Genomic DNA, 13911 nt, shown 5'->3' with positions numbered 1-13911 from the left:
GCCACGATGGCATCGGTAACGCACATCACAGCGAAGCTCTGTCGGATCGACATGGTCATCGGTGTCCAACCGGAGTGAAGGACACAATGGAAAGGACATCCCATGGCCATCGTCGAGGTTCTCGACTCGTTTCTGCACTACCGCGACACCGGATCGGGCCCGACGCCCGTCGTCTTCCTGCACGGCAACCCGACCTCGTCGTATCTGTGGCGCAAGGTGATTCCGCACGTCGACGGGCACGCCCGCTGCCTGGCGCCGGACCTCATCGGGATGGGCGAGTCCGGAAAACCGGACATCGCGTACCGCCTCGATGACCACGCCCGCTACGTGGACGCCTGGTTCGACGCGCTCGACCTCGGGGAGACGATCCTGGTCGGCCACGACTGGGGTGGGGCACTCGCGATGGACTACGCGGCCCGCCATCCCGGCCGCGTCCGAGGGATCGCGCTGATCGAGACCTTCCTGCGGCCCCTGGCCTGGGAGGAGCTGCCGCCCGCGTCGGCCGAGATGTTCCGCACCTTCCGTTCCCTGGCTGGCGAACGCGCGGTGCTGGAGGAGAATCTGTTCATCGAATACAACCTGCCCAAGCTGATCGCCGGACTGACCGAGACCGACCTGGACGCTTACCGCGCGCCCTACCCGACACCGGCCTCGCGTCGCCCGATGTTGGCCTGGGCCAGGGAGTTTCCGCTGGACGGCGCACCGGCCGACGTGAGCGCGCGGGTCGAGCGGTACGGGCGGTGGATGCGGGATAGCCCGGAGGTGCCCAAGCTGCTGATGCGCGTCGAACCGGGTGTGGGTCTGGGCGCCCCGGAACTCATCGACTGGGCCGCAGCGACTTTCGCCTCGATCGAAGTCGAGTCGGTGGGGCCCGGAGCCCATCACAGCCCCGAAGACCAGCCCGACGCCATCGGGAACGCGGTGGCGAATTGGCTGCGCAGGCACGGGTTGAACGTCCGCGCCGGGCAGGGTACGGACTGGTGAGCACCGAACCGGAGAGCGGCCCGGACCCCGAGGAACGGCGTCTCGTCGCGCGGGCGGTCGACGGTGATCAGGCGGCGCTGCGTGAGGTGATCGCCCGCCTCCAGGATCCGCTGTACCGGCTGGCGCTGCGGATGGTGGGCCGTCCGGCCGACGCGGAGGACGCCGTGCAGGAGATCCTGTTGCGTGTGATCACCCGCCTGGCCACCTGGCGCGGGGAGGCGAAGTTGCTGACCTGGGCCTACCGGGTCGGGGTGAACCACCTGCTCAACCAGCGTCGACGGTCGGCGCAGGAACGCGCGGAGATCGGGCTGGACGAGTTCCGTGCCGACCTCGCCGACGGGCTCGCCGACGCGGACTATCGAGGCCCGGAAGCGGTGCTGCTCACTGAGGAGACCCGACTGAGCTGCACGCAGGCGATGTTGCAATGCCTGAGCCGCGAGGAGCGGGTGGTGTTCGTGCTCGGTGAGGTCTTCGGGCTGAGCGCCGCCGAGTCGGCGTGGATTCTGGAGACGACACCCGCGGCCTGTCAGAAGCGGCTGGAACGCGCCAAGCGGCGTCTCGGCGGATTCCTGCGTTCGACGTGCGGGGTGGTCGAGCCCTCGGCGAAGTGCCGCTGTGCCCGCCGCGTCGACAGGGCGCGGCAACTGGGCCGGGTCACGGATGACCTCGTCTTCGCGACCCACCCGATCACCCCCGGTGGCCGCGACGTCAGAGCCGCGGCCGCCCAGCTCGATCACCTGCACACCGCCGCCGGGCTGCTACTGGCCCATCCCGATTACGCCGCTCCGCAGGCCAAGATCGACGCCATCGCGGGCCTGCTCACCTCTGGAAGGTTTCCGCTGCTCGAATAGTGGCGGCTGTCGGCGGGATCAGTGTGTGTAGTCGAGGATCGAGCGGGCGAGGGCTTCGTGGTCTTCGAGCATCGCCAGGTGCCCGACGCCGCGCAGGTATCGGAGTTCGGCACCCGGCACCGCCTCGTACTGGTGCGCGGCGGCCGGGTCCCAGCGCGGATCGGAATCTCCGAAGATCACCAGGAGTGGTTTCCCGGCGGCGATGAGGCGCTCGGGCACGTTCTTCTCGGTGAGGTAGTCGAGATTGGCGGCGAGAATCGCACGGAACTCGCGATAGCTCGTCCTTCGCAGATCGGCTATCGCGGTGTCGGGCACCGTGATCGGGGCCGCCGCGGTGGCTGCCAGTCCGCGGCGGATCATCGAGTCGGTCCGGATCGCCCACACGAGCGGTCCGAAGGGCGGCGCGGTGAGGGCCTTGATGATCGCGGGCTCGGGCGCGAGCGCCGCGAGGCTCGGGCCGGTGCTGACCAGGACCAGCTCACCGACCAGGTCCGGACGACGCTCCACCAGGGCGGTGGCGACGTATCCCCCGCTGGAGTGGCCGACGACTGTCAGATTCCGGAATCCGAGTTCGTCCAACAGTGCCGCTGTCCGGTCCGCCTGCTGGGCAACGGCGTACGTGGACGCGGGCTCGGAGCGGCCGCACCCTGGCAGGTCGATGGTGATCACCCGATTTGTCGTGGCGAGCGAGGGCACCACCGGTGCCCACATCGAACCGGTGGCGCCGGAACCGTGGATGAGCAATAGCGGCGGTGCGGCCGGGTCCCCGTCGATGACGACGTGCATCCCGTGGACTGTCGTGTCGATACGGGTCCGGTCGGGGCTCGATTCGCTCATACCGACAGCTTCGTCGACGACTCGTCGCGCCGTCTTGTACGAATGTCACGCTGTCCCGGTCCGGCTAGCCTGGGAGATATGACCGTCGACCGACTGGACTGGGGCAGGGTCGACGTCGCTGTCCCGGGCGGTGTCGCGATGCCGGGAGTCCGGATGGCGGGTTTCCGCTACCACGACGCAGGTCCCGTGGACCTCACGATGATCCCGCATCCGTCGGTGACGCTCCTGGTCGATCTCAGCGAGCGTGGCGTCGTCTGTGACGGTCCCCGAGGCCCGGTCACGGGGAGCGCGGTCATCGGGCTCGGCGCCGGTGCCTTCCGCATCTCCGGCGCGGGGCCCGGCGAAGTGTTGCAGATCCGCCTGTCCCCCATTGTCGCCGCCGCGATTCTCCGAGACACCGAGATGATCGGCGGCACCGTGACCCCGTTGTCGCACCTGTGGGGCACCAGCGCTGTCCTCTTGATCGAGCGACTCCGTTCGATCCCGCGGTGGGACGACCGATTCGCCCTGACGAGCGCGTTCCTACGAAGCCGGACACCCGGAAACTTCACTGTCGCACCCGAATTCGTCTACGCCTGGGACCGAACGGTCCGCACCGGCGGACGGCTCCGCATCGAAACCATCGCCACCGAAACCGGCTGGACCCCCCAGCGACTCTGGTCCCACTTCCGCACCCGGCTCGGCGTCTCGCCCCACCGCGCGTCCGACCTCGTCCGCTTCGACCGTGCCGCCCATCTCCTGGCGGCGGGCCGCTCGCCCGCGGAGACCGCGATCGCGGCGGGTTATGTCGACCAGTCCCACCTCCACCGCCGCACCAAGGTGATCACCGCGCTGACCCCGACCCTCGTCGCGAGCGCACCATGGCTCGCGATCGACGAGACGGCCTGGCCGTCATGATGACCGGAACCGGCTCGGTCCGGCGGGTGATCGGACCACGATGATCTGGGCGAGGACACACGCTCGCGAAGGTCGAGGTGACTCCTCCGTTTACGACTCGGTAGTCTGTCGACCAAACGGTAGGTAGAGGGCGCCGGGTGGTGGCGGTTCGACGGCGGAGCGGGCCGCGTGGGTGCTGTCTACGAGTTCTGAGCTCGGCACAATTCGGTGACCTCTAGGAGAACCCGCGTGTCCGTATACCTGTATCGGTGGGGCAAATTCGCTTTCCGGCGAAAGTGGATCGTGCTTCCGGTCTGGCTCGTGCTCTTCGGGGTACTCGGCGCGGCCAGTGCCATGGTGAGCACCTCGATGAGCGACGAGTTCAGCATGCCGTCGCTCCCGTCCGAACGTGCCACCGACATCCTGGACAAACAGTTTCCCGGCATGTCCGACCAATTCGGCATCGACGCCGTCAGTGGCGATTACGTCTTCGCGGCACCCGCGGGAACCAAGCTGACCGACAAGGAAAATCGCGCGGCCATCGACGCGGTGATCGCCGATCTGCGGACGCTCGCGGTCGATGGCAAGCCACTGGTCACCGGCGAAGACGGTGCGGCGCTGCGGAATCCGGTCGACGTGACCGAAGCGATGAAATGCCTGAGCAAGCCTGACCCGGCCCAGTGCTCCGGCGCCCCGCTCAACGTCTTGAACGCCGACGCCCCGGCCACCGTCGCCGTGCTCACCGTGCCGTTCGACATCGCCTCGGCCGTCGACGTCACCGACGAGGCCCGTGATGCCGCCTACCGGGTCGCCGATCCCGCCCGTGAACGCGGGCTGACCGTCGAACTCGGCGGTGCGATCGCGCACGAGCAGCAGCAGCCCGGCGGGCAGGCCGAGATGATCGGCATGGGCGTGGCCCTGGTCGTGATGGTGATCGCCTTCGGCGCGATCGTGGCGGCGGTCGTCCCGATCATCACCGCCATCGTCGGCCTCGGCGCCGCGCTGTCGGTGATCATGCTGGGCACCGCGATCATCGAAGTGCCGAGCTTCACCACCTTTCTGGCGTCCATGATCGGTATCGCGTTGTCGATCGACTACGCGCTGTTCATCGTCTCCCGGTACAAGCACGAACTGCGGGTGGCGGGCAGTCCCGAAGAGGCCGCGGGGATTTCGGTCGGCACCGCCGGGTCCGCCGTGGTGTTCGCCGGTCTCACCGTGATCATCGCGTTGGGCGCGCTGAGCATCGTCGGCGTCAATTTCCTGACCTTCATGGGGCTCGGTGGCGCGATCGCCGCGTTCTTCGCCGTGCTCACCGCCATCACCCTGATGCCCGCCCTGCTCGGCGCGTTCGGCCGGACCCTGTTCAAGCCCAGGATCCCGCTGGTCGCCCGGCACGACCCGGAGGACGACACCTCCGTCACCTTCGGCATGCGGGTGGCCCGGCTGATCGGCAGAGCGCCCTGGGCCGCGCTGGTCGTCTCGGTGGCCGCCCTCGGCGCGCTGGCATTGCCCGCACTCGACCTGCAACTAGGCCTGCCCGGCGAGGACAGTTTCCCGACCGACTCCACGGTCCGGCAGGCCTACGACATTCGCACCGAGGGCTTCGGCGAGGGCAGCAACGGCGTCCTGACCGTGGTCGCCGACCTCGAGAACGTGCCGCAGGGCGAACGCGCGAACGCGGTCGAGGCACTGCGCGAGCGGCTCGCCACGTTCCCGCAGATGGACTACCTGAGCGCACCGAAGTTCAGCGAGAACGGGCTCGGCGCAATGCTCAACGGAGTACCGCGGTCCGGGCCGAACGACCAGGCCACCAAGGACCTGGTGCGCGAAGCCCGCGACGCCGAGGACGAGCTGACCCAGCGCTTCGGCATCGAGTACGGCATCACCGGCACCACCGCCATCTACGCCGACATGGACCATGTCCTGCTCGGCAAGATCGTCCCCTACCTGGCGATCGTGGCCGCGGCGGCCTTCGTCCTGCTGATCCTGGTGTTCCGGTCCATTCTGGTCCCGCTCACCGCGGCGCTCGGCTTCCTGCTGTCCATGGCGGCCACCTTCGGCGCCACGGTGCTGGTGTTCCAGGAAGGCGCCTTCGACCTGATCGCCGATCCGCAGCCGATCGTCAGTTTCCTGCCGATCATGTTGATCGGCTTGGTGTTCGGGCTCGCCATGGACTACCAGGTGTTCCTGGTGACCCGTATCCGCGAGGAATACGTGGGCGGCAAGTCGCCCAGGCACGCCATGATCTCCGGCTACCACCACGGCGCCAGGGTGGTCACCTCGGCCGCGATCATCATGATCTCGGTGTTCGGTTCCTTCCTGCTCGAGTCCGATGTCACCGCCAAATCCATGGGGTTCGCGCTGGCCGCCGGTGTCGCCATCGACGCGCTGCTGGTGCGCATGGTGCTGGTCCCCGCGCTGCTGGTGATCATGGGCAAATGGTCGTGGTGGATGCCGAAGTGGCTCGATCGGATCCTGCCCGACATCGATGTGGAAGGCACGAAACTGCGGTCCGATCACGTGCTGTCGGTGGACGCCGCGGCGGCGTATACCGAGCAGCGGGTGCCCGAGCATCCGGTCCTCGGCGCGGCCACCGAACGGATGCTGGGCCGCACGCTCAGCGGCCGCGTCCTGCGCGACAACGGGCATCCGGTGCCGGACGCGGCACTGACCCTGATCGACGCGGGCGGCCATCAGGTTTCCCGAACGACCGGCGACCCCGACGGCCACTTCTTCATCGACCCGCCCACCTCGGGACGCTACGTCCTGATCGTCGCGGCGAACGGGCTACAGCCGGAGGCGGTGCACGTCACGGTCACCGACGGCGGCGCCCAGCACCTCGACCTCGCCCTGCGCGCATCCGGCGAACTGTCGGGAGTCGTCCGCACGGCCATCCAGGAACCCGTGCCCGACACCACGATCACCGTGACCGACCTGCACGGCGAGGTCGTCGGTGCCGCGGTGACAACGACCGACGGCACCTACGCCTGCCATGGCGTGGTCGCGGGCACCTACACCCTCGTGGCGGTCGCCGACCGGATGCGGCCCACCGCGGTGACGCTGACCGTCCCCGACAGCGGCCTGCTGCGTTTCGATGTCGAACTGGCGCCGATGGCGAGCCTGTCGGGCACGGTACGAGCCGACGGCCGGACGATCTACGGCGTCCAGGTGACCGTGCTCGACAGTTCCGGCACGCCGATGAAGACCGCCCGCACCGACGAGGACGGCCGCTACTCGGTCACCAACCTGCCCGACGGCGAGTACACCCTCATCGCCCGCAGCTACCCACCGGTGACCAGCCGGGTCACCGTCTCCGGCAACGAGATCGGCCACGACCTGCAGTTGAGCTTCGACGCCGACGAGCACGCGGAGAGCGCCATCCGAGACCGAGCACGGCACTGACGTTCGGCGGCCTTGTCCGTGGGTCGGCCGCGACTGTTCACCGAGCGGCGGAGGACATGCCCAGGACATGAAAAAACCCTCTCCGACGCAGATCGGAGAGGGTTTTTCGAAAGTGGAGCTAAGGGGACTCGAACCCCTGACCCCCACACTGCCAGTGTGGTGCGCTACCAGCTGCGCCATAGCCCCTTGTTCTTTTGTTTCAGCCGCTCTCGCTGCTGCCTGAATGAAGTTACACCATGGTTCTCGGCGACTACAAATCGGCTGGTAGAGGGCGGAAAAGTGGGGAATCCAGGGTGGGGCGGGAGGGGGTGGTGGGGGTGGGAGTGTCGTGGGTGAGGGGTGGGGTGTGGGGAACCTCACTGGGGGTGGGTCAGGGGGTGAGGGTGGTGACCCAGTTCTCGTCGGACCAGTCGATCTTGGTGGTGCCGTCGAAGAGGGCCGGGGTGGCGGCCTTGTTGTCGGTGCGGGCGTCGAGGTCGGCGAGGTTCTTGGCGGCGGCGGTGCGGGCGGCGTCGAGTTGGGCGCCGCCGGTGATGCAGGAGGCGACGGACTCGGGGGCGCCGGATTCGGTGGCGATGGTGGCCAGGGCGGGGTTGCTCAGGTCGGCGCCGCCTTCGTCGGGCTGGCGGGTGGTGAAGACGGTTTCGTGGAACTTGCCGTAGACGGGGCCCGAACCGGTCTGGGCGACACAGAGATTCGCGGCGAAGGCGCGGGTGGAGTAGTCCTTGCTCTTGGACTTGTCGTCGAGGAAGGTGACGAAGTGGTAGTTGATCGCGAGCTCGCCCTCGTCGATCTTCTGCGCGAGTTCCTGACCGTAGCTGGTCTCGAGGACACCGCAGGCGGGGCAGATCGGGTCCTCGAACAGGTCGATCGTCTTCGCGGCGTCGGGTTTGCCGAGGCGGATCACGCCCTCGGGGGTGACGCTCGCCTGGACGGCCGGGTCGTGGACCGGTCCGTAGCCCTCGTTGCGCACCGGGGGCGGCCCGTCGTTGCCCCACTGGTACGCGGCGAACACGATCGCCCCGATCAGTACGAGCGCCACCGCGGCCAGCGCGTAGGTGGTGTTGCTGGACACGGGGCGCGGATTGTGGGGTGACTTGGCGCTGCTCACCCGTCCACTCTGCCTCGAGTCGCTGGCCGGGCGGTGTCCGGGCACCCGGAAATGGCGTTGACCTGCGGTTGCGCGTCAGCGGGTGGCGTCGTGCTTGTCGCGGCGGGCGGTCGCGAGCAGGCCGTCGCGCACCACCGGGAGACCGTCGGCGCCGTCGCAGCCGCACTGCGGGTCGATGCCGTCACCGGCGTGATCGGGGTGGGTGGGGTCCTCGGGATGGACGATCCGGGACGGTTCGGGGGTCGCCAGCCAGACCCCGGCCGACACAGCGAGCAGCGTGCCGGTGACGGCCATGCCCACGCCGAACGAGGTGCGTTCGGCCAGCCAGCCGATCACGATCGGCCCGAGCACGGTGCCCAGATCGGCCGCCATCTGGAAGGCGGCCAGCACCGGGCCGCCGCGGGCCCGCGCCCCGATGACGTCGGCCAGCGCCGCCTGCTGGGCGGGGCTGAACATGCCAGAGCCGAGCCCGGCGACGAACGACGCGATCAGGAACCAGGTCAGCGAGGGGGCGAAGCCGAGGACGCCGGTGCCCAGGGCGCAGATGGCCGAACCGGCGATCAGGAACGGTTTGCGGCCGAAACGGTCGGAGAGCCGTCCGGAGACGAACAGGACCGCCGCGTTGCCCGCGGCGAACACGGTCAGCGCGACGCCAGCCATGCCGGATTCCTGGTGCAGGGTCTCCACCACCAGCAGGGGGACGAACGCCATCCGCACGCCGAACACGGCCGCGCCGCCCGCGAAGCTCGACAGCAGGACCGACCGGTAGGCGGGTTCGGCCCAGGCGTGCCGGAAGGTGAACACCGGCGTGGCGGCGGCATCGTCGGCGACCAGGACCGGGGAGTCGCGCAGTCCGGCGAAGACGATCACGCAGACCACGAGCAGCGCGGCCATATAGATGACGAACGGCGCCCGCAGTCCGAGCCCGGCCAGCCCGCCACCGACCAGCGGACCCAGCAGCGAACCGATCAGGAAACTGGTCGAGTAGATCCCCGAGACCCGTCCGCGCGCCGCCGGGGGCGAGACCCGGATGATCAGCGCCATCGACGACACGGTGAACATCGTCGACCCGACGCCGCCGAGCGAACGCAGCACCAGCAGTTGCCAATACGTCTGCGCCAGCGCGCACGCGCCGGTCGACAGCGCGACGATGACGATGCCAGCCAGATAGACCCGCCGCTCCCCCAGCTTCTGCACCAGCCGTCCGCTCGCGGGCGCGAACAACAACCGCATCAGCGCGAAGGCGCTCACGATGGCCGAGGCGGCCGCGATGCCGACGCCGAACTGACGCGCGTACTGCGGCAGCACGGGGGCGACCAGCCCGAAACCGAGCGCGATCACGAAGGCCGCCGCGATCAGGACCCAGATCTCGGCGGGTAGCCGGACTTTGCCCGGCGCGCTCACTCGCCCAGCGCCTGGTTCACCATCTCCTCGGCCGCGGCCTGCACCTGGGTGAGGTGCTCGGGGCCGAGGAAGGACTCCGCGTAGATCTTGTACTTGTCCTCGGTGCCGGAGGGACGGGCGGCGAACCAAGCGTTCTCGGTGGTGACCTTGAGCCCGCCCAGCGGCGCGCCGTTGCCGCGCGCGGTGGTGAGGATGCCGGTGATCTCCTCCCCGGCGATCTCGGTGCCGGTGACGGCGTCGGGGGTGAGCCGGGCCAGCTTGGCCTTCTGTTCGCTGGTGGCCACGGCGTCGATGCGCGCGTAGGCGGGGCTGCCGTACTGACGTTCCAATTCGCCGTAGCGGGCCGAGGGCGTCTGCCCGGTGACGGCGGCGATCTCGGCGGCCAGCAGGGCCAGCAGGATGCCGTCCTTGTCGGTGGTCCACACGGTGCCGTCCATCCGCAGGAACGACGCGCCCGCGCTCTCCTCACCGCCGAAAGCCAGGCTGCCGCTGAACAACCCGGGCACGAACCATTTGAACCCGACCGGCACCTCGTGCACATCGCGGCCGAGCACGCCGACCACCCGGTCGACCATGGACGAGGTGACCACCGTCTTGCCGATCTTGGTGAGCGCGTCCCACCACATGCGGTTGGCGACCAGGTATTCGATGGCCACGGCCAGGAAGTGGTTGGGGTTCATCAGGCCACCGTCGGGCGTGACGATGCCGTGGCGGTCGGCGTCGGCGTCGTTGCCGGTGGAGATGTCGTAGTCGTCCTTGATGCCGACCAGCGCGGCCATGGCGTGGCGCGAGGACGGGTCCATCCGGATCTGACCGTCGCTGTCGAGGGTCATGAAGCGCCAGGTGGGGTCGACGAACGGGTTGACGACCTCGAGTTCGAGATCGAAGCGCTGTCCGATCTCCTCCCAGTAGTCCACGCTCGCGCCGCCCATCGGGTCGGCGCCCAGGCGGATGCCCGCACCGCGGATCGCGTCCAGGTTCAGGGCATTCGGCAGATCGGCGACGTAGTGGTCGAGGTAGTCGTAGCGCTGCACATGGGTGTTCAGCGCCTGGTCGAGCGGCACCCGACGGACCTCGGCGAGGCCGCCGCGCAGCAGCTCGTTGGCGCGCGCGGCGATGGCGTCGGTGGCCTTGGTGTCGGCCGGACCGCCGTGCGGGGGGTTGTATTTGAAGCCGCCGTCGCCGGGCGGGTTGTGCGAGGGCGTGACGACGATGCCGTCGGCCTGGTGCTTGGTGCCGCCCCGGTTGTGCCGCAACACAGCGTGACTCAGCGCGGGGGTGGGCGTGTAGCGGCCGCGGGCGTCGATCACCGCGGTGACATCGTTCCCGGCGAGGACCTCGAGCGCGGTGGTCCAGGCGGGTTCGGACAGGGCGTGGGTGTCGCGCGCGAGATAGACCGGACCGGTGATCCCTCGGGTGGCGCGGTATTCCACGATCGCCTGGGTGATAGCCATGATGTGCGCTTCGTTGAACGCGCAGTCCACGCTGGAGCCGCGGTGGCCGGAGGTACCGAAGACGACCCGCTGGCCCGGTTCGGCCGGATCGGGAACGCGGCTGTAGTACGCGGTGACCAGGTGGGCGACGTCCACCAGGTCGGTCGGGCGGGCGGGCCGTCCGGCGCGATCGTGGGCCATGGCAGAAGTACCCTTTCGTGTCGGCTGCGCGCGGCTGGTCATGAGGATCATGCGCCCGCGCTCGCGCCGGTCGGACCACCCGGCGACGCCGGATCGACAATGGTAACCGCCGACCCACCCGGCGGCGGGGTGGTTTCGCGACGCGCGGGCACCCCTCGGTCGCGGGCCGGTGCCCCGAGCATGCCGCCGACGGATCCGAGCGCAACGCTCATCTCCCGGCCCCCTTCCGTCGCGTTCACGTCGTCCGTGCGATACGGCCTCGCCCAGCGGGTCGCGATCGTGGCCGGGCACCGCGGATCGAGCGGCCGAGGCCGCGTCCGATCCGCTGATGGTCGTTGCTCATGGTATCGACAGCCACCGACATCCGCCGCGTCCGCCTCGGCTGGCACCGTCGCGGCGCGTCCGCGATACAGCGAATACCGGGCAAACCGCGCACAGGCCGAAGGCCCGAACCGTTATCCGGTCCGGGCCTTCGGTTCTCGTCGCGTCGATCAGTGCGCCAGCACCGGCTCGCCCTCGGCCGGGGCGGGCACCGTGTTCGGCATGAGCACGGCGATCACGATCGCGCCGAGCACGAATGTGGCCGCGCCCCACCAGAAACTGGTGGTGTAGCTCTCGATCGCGCCCTGCGCCAGGGTGAGCGGGCCGGGCTGATGCGAGGACACGTAGTCGGTCATCGCCGAGGCCGCGATGGTGCTCAGCAACGCGGTGCCGATCGAGCCACCGACCTGCTGGCTGGTGTTGACCATCGCCGAGGCGACACCGGCGTCCTCGTGGTGCACACCCGCCGTGGCGCCCTGGAAGGCGACCGACATCGCGGCACCCAGGCCGAGGCCCAGCAGGATCAGGGCGGGCAGGATGTGGGTGGCGTAGCTGGTGTCCAGGCCGATGCGGGTCAGCCAGATCATGCCGACGGCCGCGACCAGGAAACCACCGCTGATGACGATCTTCGGGCCGACCTTGGGCAGCAGCAGCGAGGGCGCGGTGGTCGAGGAGGCCACCATGCCCGCGACCATCGGCAGGAACGCCAGACCGGTGACGATCGGGGTGTATTCCAGGGTCAGCTGCATGTAGAAGGTGAGGAACAGGAAGATCGCGAACATCCCGATGCCCATGGTGAACACGGTCAGGTAGGACGCGCCACGGGTGCGGTCGGCCACGATGCGCAGCGGCAGCAGCGGATGCGCGACGCGGGTCTCGATCCACACGAACACCGCGAGCAGCACGGCGCCACCGATCAGGAAGGCCAGCGTGGTCGGATCGCTCCAGCCGTGCGACTCGGCGTGCGAGAAGCCGTAGACGATGCCGAACAGCGCGGCGGTGACGGCGATCGTGCCGGGCCAGTCCAGCTTGGGACGGGTGGTCGCGGTGTGCTTGGCCAGCAGTAGCACGGCACCGACCAGCGCCACGGCGGCGAAGATCAGGTTGACGTACATCGCCCACCGCCACGAGGCCCATTCGGTGAGCGCGCCACCGAGCAGCAGGCCGATCGCGCCACCGGCACCGGCGACGGCACCGAAGATGCCGAAGGCCTTGGCGCGTTCCTTGGGTTCGGTGAAGGTGACCGTCAGCAGCGAGAGCGCGGCGGGCGCGAGCAGCGCGCCGAACACACCCTGGCCGACGCGGGCGGCGACGAGCATCTCGAAGCTGCTCGCGGCACCGCCGATGGCCGAGGCGGCCGCGAAGCCGATCAGGCCGACGATGAAGGTGTTGCGGCGGCCGAACAGGTCACTGAGCCGACCACCGAGCAGCAGCAGGCTGCCGAAGGCCAGCGCGTAGCCGGTGATGACCCACTGCCGGTCACCGTCGCCGAAGCCGAGGTCGGCCTGGGCGGCGGGCAGGGCGATGTTCACGATCGTCGCGTCCAGCACGACCATGAGCTGGGCGATGCCGAGGACGGCGAGCACCCACCAGCGCAGGGCGTGCGAACCCCGGCGGCTCGTGCCCGCGTCCGCGGGACGCTTGGTCCCGGTGTCGAGTGTGGTGGTCATAACTCCCCTTGTGCGTCGTCTGGTGTGTTTCCGGTGGCATAATTGGAGATACCGCCTCCGCTTCACTGAAGCTACCAGATTAACGGAGAAACCACCTCCACTTAATCCCCGGATTGCTAGGATGCACCTGTGAATCACGCCACGACGACCCCAGCACCACCCCGCCGCCTGCGCGCCGACGCCGTGCGCAATCAGCAGCGGATCGTCGCGGCCGCCCGCGAACTGTTCGCCGACCACGGTCTCGAGATCACCCTCGACGACGTCGCCGAACGCGCCGGTGTCGGCGTCGGCACGGTCTATCGCCGCTTCGCGAACAAGAAAGAGCTCATCACCGAGGTCTTCGACCAGCACCTGGTCGACTTCGCCGAGGCCGCCGAGGCCGCGCTCGACAATCCCGACGCCTGGCTCGGCCTGGTGGAGTTCTTCGAGAACGCCTGCCGCCACCTCGCGGCCAATCGCGGCTTCGGCGAGGTGATGCTCGAACTCGAGGAAGATCCGGCGCGCTTCGCCGAACTGCGCGACCGCATCCGCCCATCGGTGACCGCGATCGTCGAGCGCGCCCGTGAGGCGGGTGCCGTGCACGCCGACATCACCACCTCGGACTTCTTCGCCCTGATCCACATGGTCAACGCGTTCGCCGAGTTCGCGGGTCCGGTGAATTCCGAAGTGTGGCAGCGCTATATGGCTGTCACCCTCAACGGTGTACGCAGCGACGCCGTCCCCCGCCGCCCGCTGCTCGTCGACCCGCTCACCGACGAGGAAGTCGAGCAGGCCAAGGCCGCGGGCTGCATCGGCCGCCGCCGCTGAACCGATTTCACCAG

The 13911-nt window shown here is 69.1% G+C and carries 10 protein-coding genes and 1 tRNA gene; 5 read left to right on the top strand and 6 right to left on the bottom strand.

From position 1 onward, the window contains the following. Window positions 1–102 precede the first annotated feature (102 nt). Window positions 103–984: a haloalkane dehalogenase gene (locus QC180_RS16085; protein WP_278263536.1), complete on the top strand. Its 882-nt coding sequence runs from the start codon at window positions 103–105 to the stop codon at window positions 982–984. After that, window positions 981–1835 (top strand): RNA polymerase sigma factor, encoded by an 855-nt coding sequence (locus QC180_RS16080; RefSeq protein ID WP_278263535.1) that lies wholly within the window; start codon window positions 981–983, stop codon window positions 1833–1835. Before QC180_RS16085 ends, QC180_RS16080 begins: the two co-directional genes overlap by 4 nt. A gap of 18 nt (window positions 1836–1853) precedes the next feature. Here the strand turns inward: QC180_RS16080 and QC180_RS16075 are convergent, their stop codons facing one another. Next, the gene (locus QC180_RS16075; protein WP_278263534.1) at window positions 1854–2672 is read right to left on the bottom strand and encodes an alpha/beta fold hydrolase; all 819 of its coding nucleotides are present in this window, start codon (window positions 2670–2672) and stop codon (window positions 1854–1856) included. Window positions 2673–2750: 78 nt separating this feature from the next. Between QC180_RS16075 and QC180_RS16070 the strand changes: the two genes are divergently transcribed. Together QC180_RS16070 and QC180_RS16065 are read left to right on the top strand one after the other, a co-directional pair. Further along, window positions 2751–3569 carry an AraC family transcriptional regulator gene (locus QC180_RS16070; protein ID WP_278263533.1) on the top strand — a complete coding sequence of 273 codons (819 nt, stop codon included), beginning with the start codon at window positions 2751–2753 and terminating at the stop codon, window positions 3567–3569. 228 nt (window positions 3570–3797) lie between these two features. Then, entirely contained in the window at window positions 3798–6950 is a 3153-nt protein-coding gene (locus tag QC180_RS16065) for an MMPL family transporter (protein ID WP_474646457.1), read from the top strand. 113 nt (window positions 6951–7063) lie between these two features. Here QC180_RS16065 and QC180_RS16055 read toward each other — a convergent pair. The 5 genes from QC180_RS16055 to QC180_RS16035 form a co-directional block, all read right to left on the bottom strand. Beyond that, a tRNA-Ala gene (locus QC180_RS16055) sits at window positions 7064–7136 on the bottom strand. A 184-nt stretch (window positions 7137–7320) separates the two neighbouring features. Continuing rightward, complete coding sequence (locus QC180_RS16050) at window positions 7321–8025, bottom strand: DsbA family protein (protein WP_278263532.1); 705 nt, start codon at window positions 8023–8025, stop codon at window positions 7321–7323. A gap of 111 nt (window positions 8026–8136) precedes the next feature. Further along, a complete protein-coding gene (locus QC180_RS16045; RefSeq protein WP_278263531.1) occupies window positions 8137–9465 on the bottom strand; it encodes an MFS transporter in 1329 nt (442 codons plus the stop codon). After that, complete coding sequence (gene pgm / locus QC180_RS16040) at window positions 9462–11099, bottom strand: phosphoglucomutase (alpha-D-glucose-1,6-bisphosphate-dependent) (protein ID WP_278263530.1); 1638 nt, start codon at window positions 11097–11099, stop codon at window positions 9462–9464. The genes QC180_RS16045 and pgm overlap by 4 nt, the downstream gene beginning before the upstream one ends. Before the next feature lie 491 nt (window positions 11100–11590). Further along, window positions 11591–13090, bottom strand: coding sequence for an MFS transporter (locus tag QC180_RS16035; RefSeq protein ID WP_278263529.1), 1500 nt, complete (start codon window positions 13088–13090; stop codon window positions 11591–11593). A gap of 129 nt (window positions 13091–13219) precedes the next feature. On the opposite strand from QC180_RS16035, the gene QC180_RS16030 reads away from it, so the two are divergent. Beyond that, complete coding sequence (locus QC180_RS16030) at window positions 13220–13897, top strand: TetR/AcrR family transcriptional regulator (protein WP_278263528.1); 678 nt, start codon at window positions 13220–13222, stop codon at window positions 13895–13897. Window positions 13898–13911 lie beyond the last annotated feature (14 nt).

Origin of the sequence: Nocardia anocheti, assembly GCF_029675105.1 — a bacterium.
In the GTDB taxonomy this organism is placed as follows: Bacteria; Actinomycetota; Actinomycetes; order Mycobacteriales; family Mycobacteriaceae; genus Nocardia.
This window is presented reverse-complemented; position numbering and strand designations above follow the sequence as displayed.

What these genes read in the sequence shown, in the direction of transcription:
- QC180_RS16085 (WP_278263536.1), top strand. Translation starts at nt 103, where the DNA reads ATGGCCATCGTCGAGGTTCTCGACTCGTTTCTGCACTACCGCGACACC.
- QC180_RS16075 (WP_278263534.1), bottom strand. Translation starts at nt 2,672, where the DNA reads ATGAGCGAATCGAGCCCCGACCGGACCCGTATCGACACGACAGTCCAC.
- QC180_RS16070 (WP_278263533.1), top strand. Translation starts at nt 2,751, where the DNA reads ATGACCGTCGACCGACTGGACTGGGGCAGGGTCGACGTCGCTGTCCCG.
- pgm (WP_278263530.1), bottom strand. Translation starts at nt 11,099, where the DNA reads ATGGCCCACGATCGCGCCGGACGGCCCGCCCGCCCGACCGACCTGGTG.
- QC180_RS16035 (WP_278263529.1), bottom strand. Translation starts at nt 13,090, where the DNA reads ATGACCACCACACTCGACACCGGGACCAAGCGTCCCGCGGACGCGGGC.